Origin of the sequence: Pseudomonas sp. Pf153, from assembly GCF_001269775.1 — a bacterium.
Lineage (GTDB): Bacteria > Pseudomonadota > Gammaproteobacteria > Pseudomonadales > Pseudomonadaceae > Aquipseudomonas > Aquipseudomonas uvaldensis.
In genome coordinates, this window is sequence record NZ_LHVL01000027.1 from 59082 (window position 1) to 78971 (window position 19890).

The 19890-nt window shown below is 61.2% G+C and carries 22 protein-coding genes and 1 pseudogene; 10 read left to right on the plus strand and 13 right to left on the minus strand.

Features of this window, described 5'->3' with window-relative positions; genetic code table 11:
* Positions 1-42: 42 nt before the first annotated feature.
* The 3 genes from AD666_RS20280 to cysK form a co-directional block, all read right to left on the minus strand.
* Positions 43-906, minus strand: a complete 864-nt coding sequence (locus AD666_RS20280) for a DMT family transporter (RefSeq protein ID WP_053155784.1) — start codon at positions 904-906, stop codon at positions 43-45.
* A 338-nt stretch (positions 907-1244) separates the two neighbouring features.
* Positions 1245-2183, minus strand: a complete 939-nt coding sequence (locus tag AD666_RS20285) for an aspartyl/asparaginyl beta-hydroxylase domain-containing protein (protein WP_053155787.1) — start codon at positions 2181-2183, stop codon at positions 1245-1247.
* A gap of 240 nt (positions 2184-2423) precedes the next feature.
* On the minus strand, positions 2424-3398 hold the full coding sequence (gene cysK, locus AD666_RS20290) for a cysteine synthase A (RefSeq protein WP_053155790.1): 975 nt from the start codon (positions 3396-3398) through the stop codon (positions 2424-2426).
* A 144-nt stretch (positions 3399-3542) separates the two neighbouring features.
* Between cysK and AD666_RS20295 the strand changes: the two genes are divergently transcribed.
* From AD666_RS20295 to AD666_RS20305, 3 genes are all read left to right on the plus strand, one after another.
* Entirely contained in the window at positions 3543-4619 is a 1077-nt protein-coding gene (locus AD666_RS20295; RefSeq protein ID WP_053155792.1) for a DUF748 domain-containing protein, read from the plus strand.
* A gap of 158 nt (positions 4620-4777) precedes the next feature.
* Positions 4778-5623, plus strand: coding sequence for a MoxR family ATPase (locus tag AD666_RS20300; RefSeq protein WP_053155966.1), 846 nt, complete (start codon positions 4778-4780; stop codon positions 5621-5623).
* A 36-nt stretch (positions 5624-5659) separates the two neighbouring features.
* A complete protein-coding gene (locus AD666_RS20305; RefSeq protein WP_053155795.1) occupies positions 5660-6838 on the plus strand; it encodes a VWA domain-containing protein in 1179 nt (392 codons plus the stop codon).
* A 104-nt stretch (positions 6839-6942) separates the two neighbouring features.
* Here AD666_RS20305 and AD666_RS20310 read toward each other — a convergent pair whose 3' ends face one another.
* The 7 genes from AD666_RS20310 to AD666_RS20340 form a co-directional block, all read right to left on the minus strand.
* Entirely contained in the window at positions 6943-7863 is a 921-nt protein-coding gene (locus AD666_RS20310; RefSeq protein WP_053155798.1) for a biotin-dependent carboxyltransferase family protein, read from the minus strand.
* On the minus strand, positions 7860-8564 hold the full coding sequence (pxpB, locus tag AD666_RS20315) for a 5-oxoprolinase subunit PxpB (RefSeq protein WP_053155801.1): 705 nt from the start codon (positions 8562-8564) through the stop codon (positions 7860-7862). The genes AD666_RS20310 and pxpB overlap by 4 nt, the downstream gene beginning before the upstream one ends.
* Positions 8561-9313: a 5-oxoprolinase subunit PxpA gene (locus tag AD666_RS20320; RefSeq protein ID WP_053155804.1), complete on the minus strand. Its 753-nt coding sequence runs from the start codon at positions 9311-9313 to the stop codon at positions 8561-8563. Before AD666_RS20320 ends, pxpB begins: the two co-directional genes overlap by 4 nt.
* 51 nt (positions 9314-9364) lie before the next feature.
* Positions 9365-10651 carry an MFS transporter gene (locus AD666_RS20325; protein ID WP_053155807.1) on the minus strand — a complete coding sequence of 429 codons (1287 nt, stop codon included), beginning with the start codon at positions 10649-10651 and terminating at the stop codon, positions 9365-9367.
* Between the two features lie 313 nt (positions 10652-10964).
* Complete coding sequence (locus AD666_RS20330; protein WP_053155810.1) at positions 10965-11507, minus strand: DUF2937 family protein; 543 nt, start codon at positions 11505-11507, stop codon at positions 10965-10967.
* A 12-nt stretch (positions 11508-11519) separates the two neighbouring features.
* Positions 11520-12296: a class II glutamine amidotransferase gene (locus AD666_RS20335; RefSeq protein WP_053155813.1), complete on the minus strand. Its 777-nt coding sequence runs from the start codon at positions 12294-12296 to the stop codon at positions 11520-11522.
* A 30-nt stretch (positions 12297-12326) separates the two neighbouring features.
* A complete protein-coding gene (locus tag AD666_RS20340; protein WP_053155816.1) occupies positions 12327-12824 on the minus strand; it encodes a hypothetical protein in 498 nt (165 codons plus the stop codon).
* A 156-nt stretch (positions 12825-12980) separates the two neighbouring features.
* Here AD666_RS20340 and AD666_RS20345 point away from each other — a divergent pair, with 156 nt between their 5' ends.
* Together AD666_RS20345 and AD666_RS20350 are read left to right on the plus strand one after the other, a co-directional pair.
* Complete coding sequence (locus AD666_RS20345) at positions 12981-15035, plus strand: S9 family peptidase (RefSeq protein WP_053155820.1); 2055 nt, start codon at positions 12981-12983, stop codon at positions 15033-15035.
* A gap of 141 nt (positions 15036-15176) precedes the next feature.
* Positions 15177-15650 carry a cyclic nucleotide-binding domain-containing protein gene (locus AD666_RS20350; RefSeq protein ID WP_053155823.1) on the plus strand — a complete coding sequence of 158 codons (474 nt, stop codon included), beginning with the start codon at positions 15177-15179 and terminating at the stop codon, positions 15648-15650.
* 147 nt (positions 15651-15797) lie between these two features.
* Here AD666_RS20350 and AD666_RS26210 read toward each other — a convergent pair whose 3' ends face one another.
* A complete protein-coding gene (locus AD666_RS26210; RefSeq protein ID WP_082339870.1) occupies positions 15798-16085 on the minus strand; it encodes a hypothetical protein in 288 nt (95 codons plus the stop codon).
* Between the two features lie 74 nt (positions 16086-16159).
* Between AD666_RS26210 and AD666_RS20360 the strand changes: the two genes are divergently transcribed.
* The 4 genes from AD666_RS20360 (at position 16160) to AD666_RS20375 (ending at position 18362) form a co-directional block, all read left to right on the plus strand.
* Positions 16160-16846, plus strand: a complete 687-nt coding sequence (locus tag AD666_RS20360; protein ID WP_053155829.1) for a hypothetical protein — start codon at positions 16160-16162, stop codon at positions 16844-16846.
* A gap of 48 nt (positions 16847-16894) precedes the next feature.
* Entirely contained in the window at positions 16895-17269 is a 375-nt protein-coding gene (locus tag AD666_RS20365; protein ID WP_053155832.1) for a YajD family HNH nuclease, read from the plus strand.
* A 167-nt stretch (positions 17270-17436) separates the two neighbouring features.
* Positions 17437-17907, plus strand: a complete 471-nt coding sequence (locus AD666_RS20370) for an RNA methyltransferase (protein ID WP_030141187.1) — start codon at positions 17437-17439, stop codon at positions 17905-17907.
* A gap of 77 nt (positions 17908-17984) precedes the next feature.
* Positions 17985-18362 (plus strand): DUF2892 domain-containing protein, encoded by a 378-nt coding sequence (locus AD666_RS20375; RefSeq protein WP_053155834.1) that lies wholly within the window; start codon positions 17985-17987, stop codon positions 18360-18362.
* Between the two features lie 72 nt (positions 18363-18434).
* Here the strand turns inward: AD666_RS20375 and AD666_RS26215 are convergent.
* Both AD666_RS26215 and AD666_RS20380 read right to left on the minus strand, forming a co-directional pair.
* A pseudogene (locus tag AD666_RS26215) lies at positions 18435-18644 on the minus strand (hypothetical protein); the annotation flags it as partial.
* A gap of 29 nt (positions 18645-18673) precedes the next feature.
* Positions 18674-19129 carry a YcgN family cysteine cluster protein gene (locus AD666_RS20380; protein WP_053155837.1) on the minus strand — a complete coding sequence of 152 codons (456 nt, stop codon included), beginning with the start codon at positions 19127-19129 and terminating at the stop codon, positions 18674-18676.
* Between the two features lie 161 nt (positions 19130-19290).
* On the opposite strand from AD666_RS20380, the gene AD666_RS20385 reads away from it, so the two are divergent.
* On the plus strand, positions 19291-19884 hold the full coding sequence (locus AD666_RS20385; RefSeq protein WP_053155840.1) for a nitroreductase family protein: 594 nt from the start codon (positions 19291-19293) through the stop codon (positions 19882-19884).
* The last annotated feature ends 6 nt before the right edge of the window (positions 19885-19890 follow it).

Genomic DNA, 19890 nt, shown 5'->3' on the forward strand with positions numbered 1-19890 from the left:
CTGCTCGCGAGAGCGATCGTGCGGCTGACGAGCCTCTAACGGTCAGCCACTTTTACGAAACACAAACGCCAACCCGACGATGATCAGCCCCATCCCCAGCACGCTCAGCAACGCCAACCGGTTGCCAAACACCAGGTAATCCATGATGGCCGTCACCGCCGGCACCAGGTAGAACAGACTGGTGACGTTCACCAGGTTGCCCCGTGCGATCAACCGGTACAGCAACAGCGTTGCCAGCACCGAAACCACCAGCGCCATCCACACCACCGGCACGATGAAACCCGCGCTGTGCTCGAAGTGAAACGGTTGAAACGGCACGAACACCGCGCACAGCACAAGCCCGGCAAGGTATTGAACGGGCAGCGTGCCCAGAGGGTTTTGGGTGATGCGTTTCTGCATGATCGAACCGGCCGTCATGCTCAGCAGCGCCAGCAATCCACACAGCATTCCAGCCAGGGACATACCGGCCAGGCCGATGCCCTGGTAGACCACCATGACCAGCCCCGCCAACCCCAGCATCAGACCGGACATCCGCTGCCAGGAACGCTGGCGCTCGATGAGCACCACCGTCAGGATCGGCTGTACCCCCATTAACGTCGCCATGACCCCCGGTGTGACATTCATCTGCAACGCCAACAGATAGAAAATCTGATAGGCCCCCAGCAGCACCAACCCAGTGGCCGCCGCGTACAGCATCGGCTTGCCGATTCTGGGTAACTTGAATTTGCACACCGGGATCAACAGCACCAGCGCGCACAGGGCTATGGAAAAGCGGATCAGCAGGAAAGCAAAAGGCGAAGCATGGGCCAGGCCCAGTTTGGAAAAGATCGCCCCGCTGCTCCACAGCAGGACGAACAGGCTCGTGGAAGCCGCCGCCAATAAGGCGTTTCTGGATAGGGAAAACATGAATACCACCTGTTATCAGGCAAAAGCCAACTCAGCCGGAGCTGAAATTCAGTAGTTTTTTCAGGCGGGCGCAGGAAACGGCAACGACTGCCGATCAGCCCTGGACGCCAACACCCGGCGGTGATACGACGGCGCACACCGGTGGGCTACTGACAGGTGGAGGGTATTGACCGACCTGCCCACGTTGCTGATTCCCCCACGGCACGACGCCAGCGTTCAACGCTGGAATCACGACCGTGACAACTGGGGATACAGGCATGAGCCGATCTCTGGAAAGGATGGGTTCGAGGACCCGGAGAGCGCCGACTATAACCAGCGCTCGAGGCATAATGCAATGCTCAAACGAACAACCAGTAGCCCAATGCCGTCAGCACCGCTACCGCCAGTACCGGCCGCATCACACGGTAGGCCTTGGGATGCTTGCGCTTCCATTGCTTGACCCGGCCACTGATGCCATCGCTGAACGACTTGCTCCAGGCATAGGCCCGGTTGATACCGCCGACATGTTCGTCATCCAGGTTCTGCGGTGCGGTGGCACGCCCAAGGAAGGCGCTGATGGAACGGTTGAGGCGGGTCATCAGCCGACTTTTGAGCGGCCGCTCGACATCGCAGAACAGGATCACACGGGTCTGCGGTGTTTCATTCTTGACCCAATGCACATAGGTTTCGTCGAACATCACGTCTTCGCCATCGCGCCAGGCATAGATCTGGCCGTCGACGAAGATCCGGCAATCGTCGGAATTGGGCGTGGAAAGCCCAAGGTGATAGCGCAGCGAGCCCGCGAACGGATCGCGATGCGGGTTCAAGTGGCTGTCGCCCGGCAGCAGGGCGAACATCGCGCCGCGGACGTTGGGAATGCGGTTGACCAGTTCGACGGTTCTGGGACACAGCAATTGCGCCGATGGCAATGGTTTGTCGTACCACTTGAGGTAGAAGCGCTTCCAGCCTTTCTTGAAGAACGAACCGAAGCCGGCGTCATTGTTCTTTTCTGCAGCGCGGATGTATCCCTCATCGAACAGGCGCATGGCTTCGTCGCGAATGACCTGCCAGTTGTCCTTGAGCACATCCAGTTCCGGAAACTTGCTGCGGTCCAGATAAGGTTTGGAGGGCACCCCGGAAAACAGGTACATCAAGGTGTTGTAGGGGGCGAATAACGCCGAGTGGTTGACGAACTGGCGCAACACCGGCAGGCGCGCCCTGCCGCGCAGGTGCACATAGAGGGTACTGCCTATGAACAACAGCAAGACCGACGCCTTGGCGACGAACGAAACGGTCATTTTCAAACTCCTTGTCAAAAACTCAAGCAACGCCAATTGCCCGACGTAGCCGAAGGCCATGTTAAAGATTCATGGCCTGGGTAAAAACCGTCCGACGCAACATTCTCTGTTGAGTAAAACGCAATAAACCCTTCTAGCATGCGTCAGCTGAACCATGGCTGACGCCAGCAAACATTCTCCTCTCGTTCTTGCGGCGAGGGGATATCCCCTCGTCGCATCAGGCTTCATTTCAACCCGACGTCACTGCTGTGTTTCCTGTTCGGTGAACAGGTCGCTGAACAGCATGCTCGACAGGTACCGCTCGCCGGAATCAGGCAGGATCACCACCAGGGTCTTGCCCTGCATTTCCGGTTTTTCCGCCAGGCGCACGGCCACGGCCATCGCCGCGCCACAGGAGATTCCGCAAAGTATTCCCTCCTCCTGCATCAAGCGCAAAGCCATGGCCTTGGATTCCTCGTCAGTGACCCGTTCCACCTGGTCGACCATCGTCAGGTCGAGGTTCTTCGGCACGAAGCCCGCGCCGATCCCCTGGATCTTGTGGGGGCTGGGCTTGATTTCCTGGCCGGCCATCGCCTGGGTGATCACCGGCGAACTCTCTGGCTCTACGGCCACCGACAGGATCGGCTTGCCGCAGGTGTTCTTGATGTACCGCGACACCCCGGTAATGGTGCCTCCCGTGCCCACGCCCGCCACCAGCACATCCACCGCGCCGTCGGTATCGTTCCAGATTTCCGGGCCGGTGGTTTTTTCGTGAATGGCCGGGTTCGCCGGGTTATCGAACTGCTGCGGCATGAAGTAGGTGGCTGGATCGCTGGCCATGATCTCGGCGGCCTTCTCGATGGCCCCTTTCATGCCCTTGGCCGGCTCGGTCAGCACCAGCTCGGCGCCGAGGGCCTTGAGCACCTTGCGTCGTTCGATGCTCATGGAGGCCGGCATGGTCAGCATCAGCTTGTAGCCACGGGCGGCGGCGACGAACGCCAGGCCGATGCCGGTGTTGCCCGACGTGGGTTCGACGATGGTCATGCCCGGCTTGAGTCTGCCTGTGCTTTCCGCGTCCCAGATCATGTTCGCGCCAATCCTGCACTTGACCGAGTAGCCCGGGTTCCGTCCTTCGATCTTGGCCAGGATGGTCACGCCGCGCGGGGCGAGCCGGTTGATCTGCACCAGGGGCGTATTACCGATGGAATGGGCGTTGTCAGCATATATGCGGCTCATGTCGGGGTCCTTAATGCGGCGTGAATTCAAGCGCCTAAAGGTATGCCTGTTGCCGGTGGGCGTCCAGTTGCACCGAACGTCCAAGTGTTACAACAGTCAATGGTTTTGGGGTGTTCTGGAGAAACATGCTGGAGACTCAATGACATGAAACGTCGATACAGTTGGCCACTGTGGACCCTGGCCGCCATCGTCGCGCTGCTGGTGGCCTTGCATCTGGCCCTGCCTTATCTGGTACGGGACTACCTCAACGAGCGGCTGGCCGACATGGGCGATTACCGCGGGCAGATCACGGATGTGGACCTGGCACTCTGGCGCGGGGCCTATCGGATCAACGGGCTGAAAATCGTCAAGGTCGATGGCAAGGTTCCGGTGCCGTTCGTCGATGCGCCGCTGATCGATTTGTCCGTGAGCTGGCATTCGTTGTGGTACGACCATGCGGTGGTGGCCGAAGTGACGTTCGCCCATCCGGAGGTGAACTTCGTCGACGGCGGCGGCAACCGGCAGAACTCCCAGACGGGCCAGGGCACCGACTGGCGCGAACAACTGAGCAAACTGCTGCCCATCACCCTCAATGAAGTCCGCATTAATGACGGTAAGGTCACGTTCCGCAATTTCAACTCCAAACCACCGGTCAATCTGCGGGCCACCAACGTCGATGCCAGTATTTACAACCTGACCAATGTGGTCGACACCGAAGGCAAGCGCGACGCCCGATTCGAAGGCAAGGCGTTGGTGGCCGAACATGCTCCGCTGGAGGTACAGGCCACGTTCGACCCGTTGAGCAATTTCGAGGATTTCGATTTCCGCCTGCGGGCCAGGAACATCGAACTCAAGCGCCTGAATGATTTTGCCGCGGCCTACGGCAAATTCGACTTCAACGCGGGCCACGGCGACCTGGTGATCGAGGCGGAGGCCAACAACGCCAGGCTCAGTGGCTACATCAAGCCATTGCTTCGTGACGTGGATGTTTTCGATTGGCAGCAGGATGTGGAGAACGAGAAAAAGAACATCTTCCGCTCAATCTGGGAAGCACTGGTCGGCACCGGCGAGACGGCGCTCAAGAACCAGCGCAAGAACCAGTTCGCCACCCGCGTAGAGCTCAGCGGCAATGTGCATCAACAGGACATCAGCGCTTTCGAAGCCTTCCTGCAGATACTGCGCAACGGTTTCGTCCAGGCGTTCAATGCCCGATATGAACAACCGGCCCCCTCAACGGATTAGGGTTGATGCCAAGACTGAGTCAACATGTGACGCTCCATTCAGAGACTGAATACGGCGTCTGCGTTCACAGTCGGCGGGACGTCGCGTTATAGTCGGGCATGGCATTTTATTACGCGCCCCGCCTCGTCCAGGCCGGCGTCACCGTCGAGGAATTGCAGATGAAGTTCGAAGGCACCAGCGCCTATGTCGCCACCGATGACCTGAAACTGGCCGTCAACGCCGCCATCACCCTGGAGCGGCCGTTGCTGGTCAAGGGCGAACCGGGCACTGGCAAGACCATGCTGGCCGAGCAACTGGCGCAGTCCTTCGGCGCGCGCCTGATTACCTGGCATATCAAATCCACCACCAAGGCCCACCAGGGCTTGTATGAGTACGATGCGGTCAGCCGCTTGCGGGACTCGCAACTGGGTGTGGACAAGGTCCATGACGTGCGCAACTACCTGAAGAAGGGCAAGCTCTGGGAGGCGTTCGAGTCCGAGGAACGGGTGATCCTGCTGATCGACGAGATCGACAAGGCCGACATCGAGTTCCCCAACGACCTGCTGCAAGAACTCGACAAGATGGAGTTCTACGTCTACGAGACCGATGAAACCATCAAGGCCAAGCAGCGCCCGATCATCATCATTACCTCCAACAACGAAAAAGAGCTGCCGGACGCGTTCCTGCGCCGCTGCTTCTTCCATTACATCGCCTTCCCCGATCGCGCCACGCTGCAGAAAATCGTCGACGTGCACTACCCGGACATCAAGAAGGACCTGGTCAGCGAAGCGCTGGACGTGTTCTTCGACGTGCGCAAGGTGCCGGGCTTGAAGAAGAAACCTTCCACCTCCGAACTGGTGGACTGGCTCAAGCTGTTGATGGCCGACAACATCGGCGAAGCGGTCCTGCGCGAGCGCGATCCGACCAAGGCGATCCCGCCTTTGGCCGGTGCCCTGGTCAAGAACGAGCAGGACGTGCAACTGCTCGAGCGCCTGGCGTTCATGAGCCGTCGCGGCACTCGCTGAAACCCTCGTCGTTTAACAAGAGCGAGGGCGATTGCCATGCTGCTGAACCTGTTCAATGAGATGCGCGCCGCCAAGGTGCCCGTGTCCGTGCGTGAACTGCTGGACTTGATCAACGCGCTGAAGCAGCGGGTGATCTTCGCCGACATGGACGAGTTCTATTACCTGTCCCGGGCGATCCTGGTGAAGGATGAACGGCACTTCGACAAATTCGACCGGGCGTTCGCCGCCTACTTCAATGGCCTGGAGAAACTCGACGATCACCTTCAGGCACTGATCCCCGAAGACTGGTTGCGCAAGGAATTCGAGCGCTCGCTGACCGACGAAGAGCGTGCACAGATTCAGACCCTGGGCGGCCTCGACAAGCTGATCGAAGAATTCAAGAAGCGTCTGGAGGAACAGAAGGAGCGCCATGCCGGCGGCAACAAATGGATCGGCACTGGCGGCACCAGCCCGTTTGGCTCCGGCGGCTTCAACCCCGAAGGTATCCGCGTCGGTGACGCTGGCAAGCGCCAGGGCAAGGCGGTCAAAGTCTGGGACCAGCGCGAGTACAAGAACCTCGACGACCAGGTGGAACTGGGCACTCGCAACATCAAGATCGCCCTGCGCCGCCTGCGCAAGTTCGCCCGCCAGGGGGCGGCCGAAGAGCTGGACATCGACGGCACCATCGACCACACCGCTCGGGACGCCGGCCTGTTGAACATCCAGATGCGCCCGGAACGGCGCAACTCCGTCAAATTGCTGCTGCTGTTCGACATCGGCGGCTCGATGGATGCCCACGTAAGAATCTGCGAAGAGCTGTTCTCGGCCTGCAAGACCGAGTTCAAGCATCTGGAATACTTCTACTTCCACAACTTCATCTACGAGTCGGTCTGGAAGAACAACCTGCGTCGCACCTCGGAACGCACTTCGACCCTGGATTTGCTGCATAAATACGGTCCCGACTACAAAGTGATCTTCATCGGTGACGCCGCCATGGCGCCTTATGAAATCACCCAGGCCGGTGGCAGCGTCGAACACTGGAATGAAGAAGCCGGTTATGTGTGGATGCAGCGCTTCATGGAGACGTACAAGAAACTCATCTGGATCAATCCTTACCCCAAGGACACCTGGGGCTATACCGCTTCGACCAATATCGTGCGGGAGCTGGTGGAGGACCGGATGTATCCGCTGACGTTGCGGGGGTTGGAGGAAGGGATGCGGTTTCTGTCCAAGTAAGATTTTTACCGCCTGACAGGGCCTCATCGCGAGCAGGCTCGCTCCCACATTAGATCTCTGGTGTACATGAGGTCCCTGTGGGAGCGAGCCTGCTCGCGATGCTTTTAGCTGCTTTGAAGACTGCGCAAATACTGGACCTGCTGCCAATGCGCAACCTCCTGCACCACCGGCCGCAACCGCACCTGCGCCCCGGGCAGGCATTGTGCCAGGCGTACCAGGGACAGCGGCGTCAAAGCCCCCAGGCGTGGATAACCGCCAATGGTTTGCCGATCGTTGAGCAGCACGATCGGCTGACCGTCCGGCGGCACCTGCACGGCGCCCAGGGGAATGCCTTCGGAGATCATCGCGCTACCCTGATATTCCAATGGCGTGCCCAACAACCGGATACCCATGCGGTCGGCGCGGCTGTCCAGTGTCCAGGCCGTATTGAACGCATCGAACAGACTCCGTCCACTGAATGCGCCATTTTGCGCCCCCAGGATCAGATCCAGCGGCGCCTGCTGCTGGAAATCCGGAATCCGTGAGTGCGGCATGGGTCGGCACGTCGCCAAGCCGCAATAACTCAGCTGCTCGCCGCGGTCCAGCGCCCGCCCCTGTCCGTCCAGGCCACCGAGTTCTTCCCTCACCACCGTCGCCCGACTGCCGAGCACCGCAGGCGCATCGAACCCGCCGGGGGCCGCCAGATAGGCCCTGGCTCCGAGCACCGGTTGGGTCAGCGACAGCACCTGTCCCCTGCGCAGGCTGAAAAATCGCCACGATGCGACCGGCTGGCCATCGATCCGCGCCCCCAGGTCTGCCCCCGCCAGCGCCAACACGCAATCCTCTTCGGCCACCACCGTGAAGCCGCCGAGGGTAATCTCCACGACTGCGGCGTCCAGCGCATTGCCCAGCATCCAGTTGGCCCAACTCATCGACAACCAATCCGCCGCGCCGCCCTGGGTCACGCCCAGATGCCTCACCCCGAAACGGCCGGCATCCTGCAACAGGCACAGAGGGGTGCTGGCCTCGATCAACAGACGGCTCATGACTGGGCCTCCAGCGGTGTGTCATCCCCTCCCAGGGCGATGAATTCGGCGTGGTCCACAGGTGAGAAACGCACCGTGTCGCCAGGTTGCATCAGGCTGTAGCCATCACGCCCACGGTCAAACAGTCGGGCCGGCGTGCGGCCGATCAGGTTCCAGCCGCCGGGCGATACCACCGGGTAAGCAGCGGTCTGGCGCTCGGCGATCCCGACACTGCCCGCCGTCACCCGCTTGCGTGGCGTATCGAGGCGTGGCGCGGCCAGCACTTCGTCCACCAGCCCCATAAAAGCGAACCCGGGTGCAAAACCCAGGGCGAACACCTGATATTCACGGTCGCTATGGGTGCGGATCACCTGGTCCACGGTCAGGCCGCTGCGTTGGGACAGCAGCGCCAGCTCCGGCCCGACACTGAGGTCGTACCACACCGGCAGTACATGCCGCTGGCCGACGGTCCGATCGTCGGGCGACAAGTTATTCAGCGCCTCGTCGATCAGTTCCTTCGCCTCGGCCGGGCTCAGTGCCAGCAGGTCGTAATGCACCATCAGCGTCGTGTAGGACGGCACCAGGTCGATCAGGCGCTCGGCGAACACCGCCCTCAGGCGCTCACCGGCGGCGAGCATCCAGGGCATGTTGGCCTCGGCGATTTCATCGAACAGGCGCACCATCAGGCAGTCCACCGCCACCACTTCCACACGTGGCTTCATGGTGCAATCTGCCGATCCAGAGCCTCGCGGATGCGCCGTACGGCAGCCACCGAACTGGCGTTGTCACCGTGCACGCACAATGTGTTGGCATTCAGGATCAACTCGCTTCCGTCACTGGCGGTCAGCGCACCGCCACGGGCAATGGTCAGGGCCTGAGCGATGATGACCTCGGCCTCGTGATGCACAGCCCCTGGCAATTGCCGCGAAACCAGATGCCCAGCGCTGTCATAGGCACGGTCGGCGAAGGCTTCGAACCATAGGGTCAGGCCGTATTCATCCCCCAGGGCCTGGGCGGCGCTGTTGTCCCGGGTCGCCATCAACATCAGCGGCAGTTCCCGGTCATAGGCGGCGACCGCCTGGATCACGGTGCGCAGCTGCGCCGGATTGGCCATCATGTCGTTGTACATCGCGCCGTGAGGCTTGACGTAGCTGACCCGACCGCCCTGGGCCCGGCAAATACCGTCGAGGGCACCGATCTGGTAATGCAGCAGGTCCTGCAGTTCCCGGGCGGTATAGGCCATGGAGCGTCGGCCGAACCCCACCAGATCCTGATAGGCCGGGTGCGCGCCGATCCGCACACCATGGCTCAGGGCCAGACTGACGGTCTTGCGCATGGTGCTCGGGTCGCCAGCATGGAAACCGCAGGCGATGTTGGCGCAGTCGATGAAGGGCATCACCTCGGCGTCCAGGCCCATGGTCCAACTGCCGAAGCTTTCGCCGATGTCGCAATTCAATAGCAGGCGGTTCACGTGAACGCTCCTGTAGATTTAAGCAGGGGCCTTTGCCCCACAGATTAACCGTTACTCGGCTTCCAGCTGCTTGCCTTGGGTTTCCGGCAGGCTCAGGGCCGCCAGTATCACCACGCCGTAGGACACCGCCGCGAACGCACCGATGCCGACGCTCAGTGGCACTTTCTGGCTCAGCAGGCCGATCAACAGTGGGAACAATGCCGCCAACGCACGGCCGATGTTGTAGCAAAAACCCTGGCCCGAGCCCCTGATGCGCGTAGGAAACAGCTCCGTCAGGAACGACCCCATGCCGCTGAACATACCGGAAGCGAAGAATCCCAGGGGAAAGCCCAGCCAGAGCATCACATCATTGCTCACCGGCATCTGGGTATACAGCAACACGATGGTGAACGAGCCGATGGCGTAGAGGACGAAGTTCTTCTTGCGCCCCAGGATGTCCGACAGGTACGCGCTGATGACATAGCCGACGTAGGAACCGACGATCACCATCGCCAGGTACCCGCCGGTGCTCAGGACGCTCAAGCCGCGTTCATTCTTGAGAAACGTCGGAAGCCAGGAAGTGATGGCGTAATAGCCCCCCAAGGCGCCAGTGGTCAACAGCGAAGCGCGAACGGTGGTAAACAGGATGCCAGGGGCGAAAATCTCGTAGAATTTCGCAGAATTGCTGGACGCTTCACGGGCCTTGGTCTGGTTATAGATTTCCGGATCCTTGACCAGCCGACGAACAAAAATCACGAACACCGCCGGGACGATGCCGAGGATGAACAAGGCACGCCAGGCATCCTCAGGCGGCAACACCGAAAACAGCAGCGCATACAGAATCGCTGTCATGCCCCAGCCCAGCGCCCAACCCGACTGCACCATGCCTACCGCCTTGCCGCGGTCCTTGGCCCGGATCACCTCCCCCATCAATACCGCGCCGGCCGTCCATTCGCCGCCGAAGCCGAAGCCCATCAGCGTACGGGCGATCAGCAGTTGTTCATAGCTCTGGGCGAATCCACACAGGAAGGTGAAGAAGGCGAACCACAGCACCGTCAGTTGCAGGGTGCGCACCCGACCGATACGGTCCGACAGAATGCCCGCCACCCAGCCGCCAATGGCTGAGGCAATCAGGGTACTGGTGTGGATCAGCCCGGCCTGACCGGTGGTGATACCCCACATCGCGATCAGGGTCGGCACCACGAAACTGAGCATCTGTGTATCCATGCCGTCCAGGGCGTAGCCGATCTTGCAACTCCAGAATGTGCGGCGCTCCTGCTGGTTGATGTCGCGATACCAGTCGAACGGGCCGGACCGGGCCTGGGGTTTGGGGACGCCGAGGGTGTCGGGTGCACTCATGGTGGTTCTCCACGGTTTTATTGTTATCGGGCCTCGACGATGCAAAGCGCAGAGACCGGTTGCCCCCGATTCTTGAGCGCGCGCGCCGTCGCGTCCAACGAATAAATCCCCGGCCGGGTCATAAGAAAAATTTGATTGGGTGCCGAAGATGGCTCAGGCAAAGCCCCATGTGACAAGGGAACTTACTGTGGGAGCAAAGCTTGCTCGCGAAACAGGCGCCTCGGTTCCTGACAAACCGCGTGGCATTCATCGCGGGCAAGCCTTGCTCTCACAAATTCCCCGAGCCTCGGGAAACCGGTTTAAACAGGTTGAGTCAGAGCCCGCGCAGGTCGCGCTCTTCGATCGGCCGGCTCTGGCGCAGGCGCCTGCCGCCCAGCACCACCCAGTCGATCAGGCGGAACAGGCATTCCAGGCCGAACGACAGCAGCATGGCCCCGCCGATGCCCCAGATCATGGCCTCTGGGGTCAGCAGGATCTGGTAGCTGTAACCGTTCCAGGTTTCCTTACGGATATCCGGATCAGCGGCCAGCGCCACTTGCAGCAAACGGATGTACCACGGCCCTTGCATCGCCTGGAATTGCTTGTCCAACGCCTGCTGGCGCACCAGCAAGGTGTTCAGGCTGTCGGCATCACTACGGAAGATCGGGTCTTCGCTGGCACGGTAATGGGCCACCAGCGCCTGCATGTCGCCTTTGAAAAACTGGTTGGCGGTGTCCTGGAAGCCGCGCAAGCCGGTCTGCGCCTCGATCAGGTGCGCCTCGACCCGCTTGGCGTAATCGTTGACGAAACCCGGTACCTGCACGCCCACCAGCAGGCCCACCGCAAACAACACAAGCCGTAGATAACTGAGCAACATAACGTGACGTCCTTATTCGGTGCGGCCCTGGCTGACGCATTCGCCGCGTCGCCACAGGCTCCATTGGCCCGGTTCGTAGCGGGTCCAGGTTTCGTTTTCGGTCAGAGGCTCGGTGGCGATCACCGTGACCACATCGTCGGGCGTGGTTTCGGCCTGGAAATCCACGATCACGTCCACGTCCTTGAGCCGCGCCGGGCCAAACGGCGCACGACGGGTGATCTGGGCCAGTTTGGTCGAGCAATAGCAGAACAGCCAGTCGCCATCGCTGAGCAGGCAATTGAATACGCCCTTGCTGCGGTATTCGGCGCAAGCCTGGATAAGTGACGGCAGCAACAGTTCCACCTCCACCGGTTCCGGAAAGGCCTCGCGCACGCGGTTGAGCAGATCGCAGAACGCCGCTTCGCTATCGGTATCGCCCACCGGACGATAGAAGCGGGTTGGAGGCTGGAAGTCGGCAAGCTGGCCGTTATGGGCGAAACACCAGTTGCGGCCCCACAATTCGCGCACGAACGGATGGGTGTTGGACAGGCAGACCTTGCCGACATTGGCCTGGCGGATATGCCCGATCACCACTTCGCTCTTGATCGGATAACGCTGCACCAGGTTCGCCACTTCCGACTCGCTGCTGGCCGCCGGGTCCTGGAAAAGGCGCAGGCCACGGCCCTCATAAAACGCGATGCCCCAGCCGTCCCGGTGCGGGCCGGTCCTGCCACCGCGCTGCATCAGCCCGGTGAAGCTGAACACGATGTCGGTCGGCACATTGGCACTCATGCCCAATAACTCACACATGTTCGAACTCTCGCTTGAAGGCAGGCCTGGTTACAGACGCGGTTCGATACGCGAACGCTGGGGGTTGCTCGGCACCGGCGGCCGACCGTAACGGTCGTCGCCGGCCACGCCGAAGGGCAGCTCATCCTGCGTGTCATCGACGGCGGCAGCGGCTTTCGCGGCAGCGTCCCGCTCCTTGCGGGCGTTGGCTGCACGCTCGATGGGCAAGCGGATCAGCACGACGATCAGGTAAAGGCCCAAGGCGATCATGCCGTACATGAATAGATCGGACACCGCCCGCCAGGCGTTGTTGCCGACCTTGAACAAGACGTCCAGGGCAACGATGGCCAAGGCCGGAGCAACCTTTGCCTTCACCGGGTCGACAATGGTGGGGCTGAACAGCAACACGGCCATCAGCAGCCGCAGCGGCTCGCGCAACCAACGCCACATCCAGCGCGTCATGCGCATCCATACCAGCAGGCAGCCCAGCGCAGCGAAGGCGTAGAGGCCCCAGGCAATCAGATAGTCATTCTCGGTCATGGTGTCCATGGCAAGGCAGGCAAATAGACGCTTATAGTAACGGCTTTTCGCTCTTCAAGCTGCCCCGGCGTCTGCCCGGTGACCTTTGTGGACAGTGCGACCGACCGACAGAACTAATCGCAACGTCCGCTTGTCCTTTTTTCGTACAACGTTCGAGAGTCCTTCATGCCCTTATCCGCCCCCGTTTCCAACGCCCCGATGGCCCGCAGGGATATCGGTGTCGATCCGTACGCCTGGCTGCAGGAGCGCGATGCCGAGGCCGTGCTCGATTACCTCAAGGCTGAAAACAGCTACCAGGAGGCGCAACTCGCCGACCAGGCCGAACTGCGCGAAACCCTGTTCCAGGAAATCAAGGGCCGGATCCTCGAGACCGACCTGTCCCTGCCCTCTCCCTGGGGCCCGTATTTGTATTACACCCGTACCACGGCCGGTGACGAATACCCGCGCCACTACCGTTGCCCACGTCCTACCGACGACAGCCTGACGGTGGACGAGAGCCGCGAGCAATTGCTGCTGGACCCGAACGAACTGGCCGGTGGTGGGTTCTTTTCCCTGGGGGCGTTCAGCATCAGCCCCGATCATCAGCGCCTGGCCTACAGCCAGGACACCTCGGGCGATGAAATCTACACCCTGTTCGTGAAGGAATTGTCCAACGGCAAGGTCAGCGAACTGTCTTTCGAAAATTGCGATGGCAGCATGACCTGGGCCAATGACAGCCTGACGCTGTTTTTCGGCGAGCTGGACGACACCCATCGCCCTCACAAGCTCTGGCGCTATCGGCTCGATGGCACCGCCGCCGAGCAAGTGTTCCATGAACCGGACGGACGCTTTTTCCTGCATTGCTACCGCTCCAGCTCCGAACGCCAGCTGATTTTGTCCCTGGGCAGCAAGACCACCAGTGAAGTCTGGGTACTCGACGCGACGCAACCCCAGCAGCCGTTCTCCTGCCTGGCGCCCCGGGCGGAAAATCATGAATACGACGTCGACCACGGCCTGCTCGATGGACAATGGACGTGGTTTATCCGCAGCAACCGCGACGGCATCAACTTCGCCCTGTACCAGGCACCCGACACCGGCGTGGCGCCGGTCGAAGCCGACTGGCAGAACCTGATCCCACACAGCGACACGGTGATGATCGACGGTCTGAGCCTGAACGCGGGCGCCATGACCCTGAGCCTGCGCGAAGGTGGCCTGCCCATCATTGAAGTTCACCCACAGGATCTGCCCGCGTATCGGGTGCAGTTACCCGACGCGGCCTACAGCCTGCACGTGCAGAACAGCCTGGAATTCTCCAGCGACCGCATCCGCCTGCGCTATGAAGCCTTGAACCGTCCGGCGCAGATTCGCCAGTTGGACCTGGCCAGCGGCGAGCAGGTCGTACTCAAGCAAACCCCGGTGCTGGGCCCGTTCGACGCCGATGCCTACGTCAGCCAACGGCTCTGGGCGACGGCCCCGGACGGCACGCAAGTGCCCATCAGCCTGGTGATCAAGCGCGAAGCCCTCGGCCAGCCGGTGCCGCTGTACTTGTATGGCTACGGCGCCTATGGCCACAGCCTCGACCCGTGGTTTTCCCATGCACGGCTGAGCCTGCTCGACCGGGGCGTGGCGTTTGCCATTGCCCACGTACGCGGAGGCGGCGAGCTGGGAGAAGCCTGGTATCGCGCCGGCAAGCAAGAGCACAAGCACAACACCTTCAGCGACTTCATCGCATGTGCCGAACACCTGATCGACAACGGTCTGACCACCGCCGACCAGTTGGCAATCAGTGGCGGCAGCGCCGGTGGCCTGCTGATCGGCGCGGTGCTCAACCAACGCCCGGAATTGTTCAGGGTCGCCATCGCCGAAGTGCCGTTCGTCGATGTGCTCAACACAATGCTCGACCCGGATTTGCCATTGACCGTCACCGAATACGACGAATGGGGCAACCCCGAGGATCCTCAGGTCTATGATCGGATCAAGGCCTACGCCCCGTACGAAAACGTCAGCGCCCAGGCTTATCCGGCACTGTTGGTCATCGCCGGATACAACGACAGCCGTGTGCAATATTGGGAAGCAGCCAAGTGGGTGGCGAAATTGCGGGCCACCAAAACCGACGACAATCCGTTGCTGCTCAAGACCGAACTGGGCGCAGGCCACGGTGGAATGAGCGGACGCTACCAGGGGTTGCGTGACGTAGCGCTCGAATATGCGTTTGTGTTGAAGATTCTGAAGCGGGTTTGAGGAACTCTGGATAAAGGCCGGGTCATAGGGAACGACACGGCCTGTACAGGGGGGAGCGGGTTTGCTCGCTCCCCCAATGGAGGATCTTGCATCCAGGCCTGCCCGCAACCGCAACAGACACAAGAAAAAGACCGTGACGACATGCCAGAACCCACCTTACTGAACAACGAAATTCGCGACTGGTTGATGGACTGCGGTCTGTTCGACCCGTTGCTGCCTGTCGACTTTGCCGCAGCGTCGGGCTACTTCAGCATCAGCGCCATCGCCCAGGGCGAAGCGATTTTCCACGAGGGCGATGCCGGCAGCTTCATGTGCATCATCCACACCGGCCAGGTGGCCGTGCAGAAAACCGGCCCCGACGGCCAACCCGTGACCATCGCCACCCTGCGCAGCGGCCGGGCATTCGGCGAAATGGCTGTGCTGGACGGCGAACGGCGCTCGGCCACGTGCATCGCGGCCAGCGATTGCCAATTGCTGAACCTGGGCAAGGACTCCCTGGAAAAAATGATCAACGATGCTCCCAAGGTGGCCGCAAAAATCATCCGCGCCCTCGCTGTATCCCTGTCCAAGCGCCTGCGCATGGCGGATGGGCAGTTGCTGTCGCAACAGGTTTAACAGCCGCACCGCAGCCTCTGTGCATACCGCAGCCCCTGTGGGAGCGAGCCTGCTCGCGATAGCGCTGGGTCAATTGACATCGATGCTGGAGGGGCCGCCGCAATCGCGAGCAAGCTTTGCTCCCACAGGGTTTGCATCCACCTTGCTTCATCCGCCGGGGGGCTTGGACTTCGGCGCTATCGGCTCCATCCCCGGTATCGGCTGATCCTTGGGCGGCCTTGGCATTTCGATCGGTGGCAGTAAGGGCGGTCCGGCGCTTCCGGGCCCGGCCTTGGGCACACCGCTGGGGGTGATGGGTGGATAAGGCATGGGGGTAGCGGTGCCGGGCGAACCGGGGATGCTCGGTGGGCTCACTGGAATCGTCGGCTGCTGGGCCTGCGCGTCACTTATCGAGAGCGCCGCCAAGGCAATGGCCGTTACAATGATGCACTTCATCAATGGCTCCGTGGCTACTGTCACCTTCAAGGCTAGTCCCAACTGCGCCGATCCGCCCTTCTCATGAGACTTCCATGAAACGTTTCGTTCTGCTCGATACCACGCCCATTCCCGACAACGGCGGCGCCCTGTGCCTGTTCGAATACGGTGAAGACTTCGTCATCAAGATCCAGGGCGGTGACGGCGGGCAGTTGATGAACACGCGCATGCACGGTTCCGAAGATGCCCTGGCCGAGATCCCCTGCCGCAAGGTCGCCGGCCGTCCGGGCTCGCGCGTGTTGATCGGCGGCCTCGGTATGGGCTTCACCCTCGCCTCGGCCCTCAAGCATCTGGGCAAGAACGCTGAGGTAGTGGTGGCCGAGCTGGTACCCGGCGTGGTGGAGTGGAATCGTGGCCCCCTCGGTGAAAAGGCCGGCAGGCCCCTGTCGGACCCGCGCACCGTGATCCGTATGGAAGATGTCGCCAAGGTACTCCAGAGCGACCCCCAGGGTTTTGACGCGGTCATGCTGGACGTCGACAACGGCCCCGAAGGCCTGACCCAGAAAGCCAATAGTTGGCTGTACTCGGCCGCTGGCCTGGCCGCCTGCGCCAGGGCCCTGCGGCCCAAGGGGGTGTTGGCGGTCTGGTCGGCCAGTGCCGATCGACAGTTTTCGGACAAGCTGAAAAAAGCCGGTTTCAAAGCCGAAGAGGTGCAAGTGTTCGCTCATGGCAACAAAGGCACCCGTCACACCATCTGGATTGCCGAGAAGCTCAAGGGCTGAGCTAAACTTCGTTCAACCGTCATCAGTCTTTATCTACAAGGTGAACCCATGAGTTCGTCAACGCCACCGTCCAACACCTCCAAGCTGGACCGGATCCTCGCCGACGCCCAACGCGACCGGGAGATGGGCTATCGCGACAAGGCCCTGAAAATGTATCCCCACGTGTGTGGGCGCTGTGCCCGTGAGTTCTCCGGCAAGCGCCTGAGCGAACTGACCGTCCACCATCGCGACCACAACCACGACAACAACCCGCAGGACGGTTCCAACTGGGAACTGCTGTGTCTGTATTGCCACGACAATGAACATTCGCGCTACACCGACCAGCAATATTTCGGCGACGGCTCCCTGAGCACGCCGAAAATCGCCAAGGCGACGCACAACCCGTTTGCAGCGCTGGCTGGGTTGATGAAGAAGGACGAATAATTTCGCGCCCCCTCCTCGCGAGCAGGCTCGCTCCCACAAGGGAACGCACTCCAATGTGGGAGCGAGCCTGCTCGCGATGGCGATACAACAGGCACCGCCAATCTCGAAACTGACCTGCCTTACCCATTCCCCGTATAATCGCGCCTTTTCCCAAAGGCACTCCGCCCGTGGCCAACAAACGCTACAGCTGCATCGGTCTGTTCAACCCCAAGTCACCGGAAAACGTCGGTTCGGTCATGCGTGCCGCCGGCTGCTACGGCGTGGCGTCGGTGTTCTACACCGGCAAGCGCTATGAACGCGCCGCCGATTTCGTCACCGACACCAAGAAAGTCCACTACGACATCCCGCTGATCGGCATCGACGATTTGAAAAAAATCCTGCCCCTGGGCTGCGTGCCGGTGGCCGTGGAGTTGGTGGAGGGCGCCCGTCCCCTGCCTGAATACACTCACCCGGACCGGGCGCTGTATATCTTCGGTCCCGAAGACGGCTCGCTGGATAAAGACATCCGCGACTGGTGCGAAGACGTGATCTACATCCCCACCAACGGCTGCATGAACCTGGCCGCCACCGTCAACGTCGTGCTGTATGACCGCATGGCCAAAGGCAACAACACCCGCTCGGGCCCGCAATTCCGCTGACCGGTGTGAAATTCCATTGAACGACGGATTCGCTCTGGCAGTCAGTTTTATACACATTCCCACACTGGAGACAGACCATGAGCGATAACAATCCGTTCGAGCCGATCGAGACCACCCCTTTCCAGTCCCACCCAGTGCAGAACGTACACGGCTGGGAGCGTGCTGGCTCGCTGGCCGGCGGTGTGCTGATGATGGGCAAGGGCTTGCGTCGTGGCGGCATCATCGGTCTGGCTCAACTGGCCATCGGCGGCATGGCGCTGGCGCGGGGTATTACCGGGCATTGCTCGGCAAAGACCCTTTTGGAGAAAAATCGTCAGAACCTGCGCAATGCTCGGGCAAGAATCGAGCAGGCCGGTGATGAACTGACTCGCATGAAGGCCAACGCCGAAGCGGCGACTGGCACGGCTACGGTGACGGGAAATGATTCACTGGTTTCGCCGAAAGCCGGGCTCTGACGGTTTGCGTTTGGCTGATGACCTCATCGCGAGCAGGCTCGCTCCCCATGGGGCGGTGTTGACACATTAACTGTGTTCGACTCGGTCAGTGTGGGGGAGCGACCGGCGAGCATCCAGCCCGCCGGCCGGTCGCCAGAGGCCCCGGACGGCTTTACCTGGCGTCAGCCGCCATTGGCCGTCCGCCTTGAAATCACTGTAGCGGCTGCCATCGCCAAGGTCGAAATCCAGGCTGCGCACCGCCGAACCCCGTGCCAGTGTCCGTCTCAATCCTGCCGACATGGATGCTCCCCGGTGATGCAACGCCCGGCGGTTCAGCCGGCGCGGAAAATCAGATGGTCTTCCCAGTCTTCCTCGGCCACGCTGCCTTCGGCCAACATGCGCCCGGACTGGGAAATGCGTTCATGGTGCACGGCGTCGCGGTCGCCGCAAACCAGGTGATGCCACAACGGCAGGTCCTTGCCCTCGCTGACCAGGCGATAACCGCAGGTCGGCGGCAGCCACTTGAATTCATCGGCCTTGCCCGGCGTGAGTTGAATGCAATCAGGAACAAATTCACGGCGGTTGGGGTAGTTGGTGCACTGGCAGGTTTTCAGATCCAGCAGCTTGCAGGCGATACGCGTGTAGTAGACGCTGTTATCGTCTTCGTCTTCGTCTTCGAGCTTTTGCAGGCAGCACAGGCCACAGCCATCGCATAGCGATTCCCATTCCTGCGCATCGAGCTGATCGAGGGTCTTGCGTATCCAGAAGGGTTCGACTTTGGCGGCCATGGTTCGAGCATCGACATCGGGTGGTGAAAAGGCCGACAGTCTAGTGCCGGGGCCTCGCCAGGCCAAGCATTGGCGACTGTCGGTAGTCCGGGGCTTGTCAGGCCGTGCGTCGGGAAGTAGGTTTCGTCATTCCCCTTCCCGAACCCCGTCAGGTAACACCCATGAGCGCCAATCCTCGCATTGCCGATTACGCCATCCATCCTCAATTCATCGAGCGCTGGTCCCCCCGCGCCTTTACCGGCGAGCCGATCGCCGAAGAAACCCTGCTGGGCTTTTTCGAGGCGGCACGTTGGGCGCCGTCGGCCTATAACTCGCAACCGTGGCGCTTCCTTTATGCACGTCGCGACACACCGAACTGGGAGCGTTTCCTGGGCCTGCTCAATGAATTCAACCGTGGCTGGGCCCAGCATGCCTCGGCGCTGGTAATCGTTGCGTCAAAAACCACCTTTGCCGTCCCGGGCGCCAGCGAAGAAACTCCGGCGTTGTGCCACACCTTCGACACGGGCGCAGCCTGGGGCCACCTGGCGCTGCAAGCCAGCCTCAGCGGCTGGCACACCCACGGCATGGCCGGCTTCGACCACGAACTGACCCGCCAGGAATTGAAGATTCCCGAAGGCTACGCGCTGCACGCAGCGGTGGCGATCGGCAAGCTGGGGGACAAATCCACCCTGGCCGAATACCTCCAGGCCCGCGAGACGCCAAGCCCGCGCCGACCGTTGAACGAACTGGTGGCCGAAGGCGATTTCACCCTGTAATCCTGT

Excerpts from the sequence above, each read along its gene's own strand:
- AD666_RS20280 (WP_053155784.1), bottom strand. The coding sequence starts at position 906 with ATGTTTTCCCTATCCAGAAACGCCTTATTGGCGGCGGCTTCCACGAGC.
- AD666_RS20285 (WP_053155787.1), bottom strand. The coding sequence starts at position 2,183 with ATGACCGTTTCGTTCGTCGCCAAGGCGTCGGTCTTGCTGTTGTTCATA.
- cysK (WP_053155790.1), bottom strand. The coding sequence starts at position 3,398 with ATGAGCCGCATATATGCTGACAACGCCCATTCCATCGGTAATACGCCC.
- AD666_RS20295 (WP_053155792.1), top strand. The coding sequence starts at position 3,543 with ATGAAACGTCGATACAGTTGGCCACTGTGGACCCTGGCCGCCATCGTC.
- AD666_RS20300 (WP_053155966.1), top strand. The coding sequence starts at position 4,778 with ATGAAGTTCGAAGGCACCAGCGCCTATGTCGCCACCGATGACCTGAAA.
- AD666_RS20305 (WP_053155795.1), top strand. The coding sequence starts at position 5,660 with ATGCTGCTGAACCTGTTCAATGAGATGCGCGCCGCCAAGGTGCCCGTG.
- AD666_RS20310 (WP_053155798.1), bottom strand. The coding sequence starts at position 7,863 with ATGAGCCGTCTGTTGATCGAGGCCAGCACCCCTCTGTGCCTGTTGCAG.
- pxpB (WP_053155801.1), bottom strand. The coding sequence starts at position 8,564 with ATGAAGCCACGTGTGGAAGTGGTGGCGGTGGACTGCCTGATGGTGCGC.
- AD666_RS20325 (WP_053155807.1), bottom strand. The coding sequence starts at position 10,651 with ATGAGTGCACCCGACACCCTCGGCGTCCCCAAACCCCAGGCCCGGTCC.
- AD666_RS20330 (WP_053155810.1), bottom strand. The coding sequence starts at position 11,507 with ATGTTGCTCAGTTATCTACGGCTTGTGTTGTTTGCGGTGGGCCTGCTG.
- AD666_RS20335 (WP_053155813.1), bottom strand. The coding sequence starts at position 12,296 with ATGTGTGAGTTATTGGGCATGAGTGCCAATGTGCCGACCGACATCGTG.
- AD666_RS20340 (WP_053155816.1), bottom strand. The coding sequence starts at position 12,824 with ATGGACACCATGACCGAGAATGACTATCTGATTGCCTGGGGCCTCTAC.
- AD666_RS20345 (WP_053155820.1), top strand. The coding sequence starts at position 12,981 with ATGCCCTTATCCGCCCCCGTTTCCAACGCCCCGATGGCCCGCAGGGAT.
- AD666_RS20350 (WP_053155823.1), top strand. The coding sequence starts at position 15,177 with ATGCCAGAACCCACCTTACTGAACAACGAAATTCGCGACTGGTTGATG.
- AD666_RS26210 (WP_082339870.1), bottom strand. The coding sequence starts at position 16,085 with ATGAAGTGCATCATTGTAACGGCCATTGCCTTGGCGGCGCTCTCGATA.
- AD666_RS20360 (WP_053155829.1), top strand. The coding sequence starts at position 16,160 with ATGAAACGTTTCGTTCTGCTCGATACCACGCCCATTCCCGACAACGGC.
- AD666_RS20365 (WP_053155832.1), top strand. The coding sequence starts at position 16,895 with ATGAGTTCGTCAACGCCACCGTCCAACACCTCCAAGCTGGACCGGATC.
- AD666_RS20375 (WP_053155834.1), top strand. The coding sequence starts at position 17,985 with ATGAGCGATAACAATCCGTTCGAGCCGATCGAGACCACCCCTTTCCAG.
- AD666_RS20380 (WP_053155837.1), bottom strand. The coding sequence starts at position 19,129 with ATGGCCGCCAAAGTCGAACCCTTCTGGATACGCAAGACCCTCGATCAG.
- AD666_RS20385 (WP_053155840.1), top strand. The coding sequence starts at position 19,291 with ATGAGCGCCAATCCTCGCATTGCCGATTACGCCATCCATCCTCAATTC.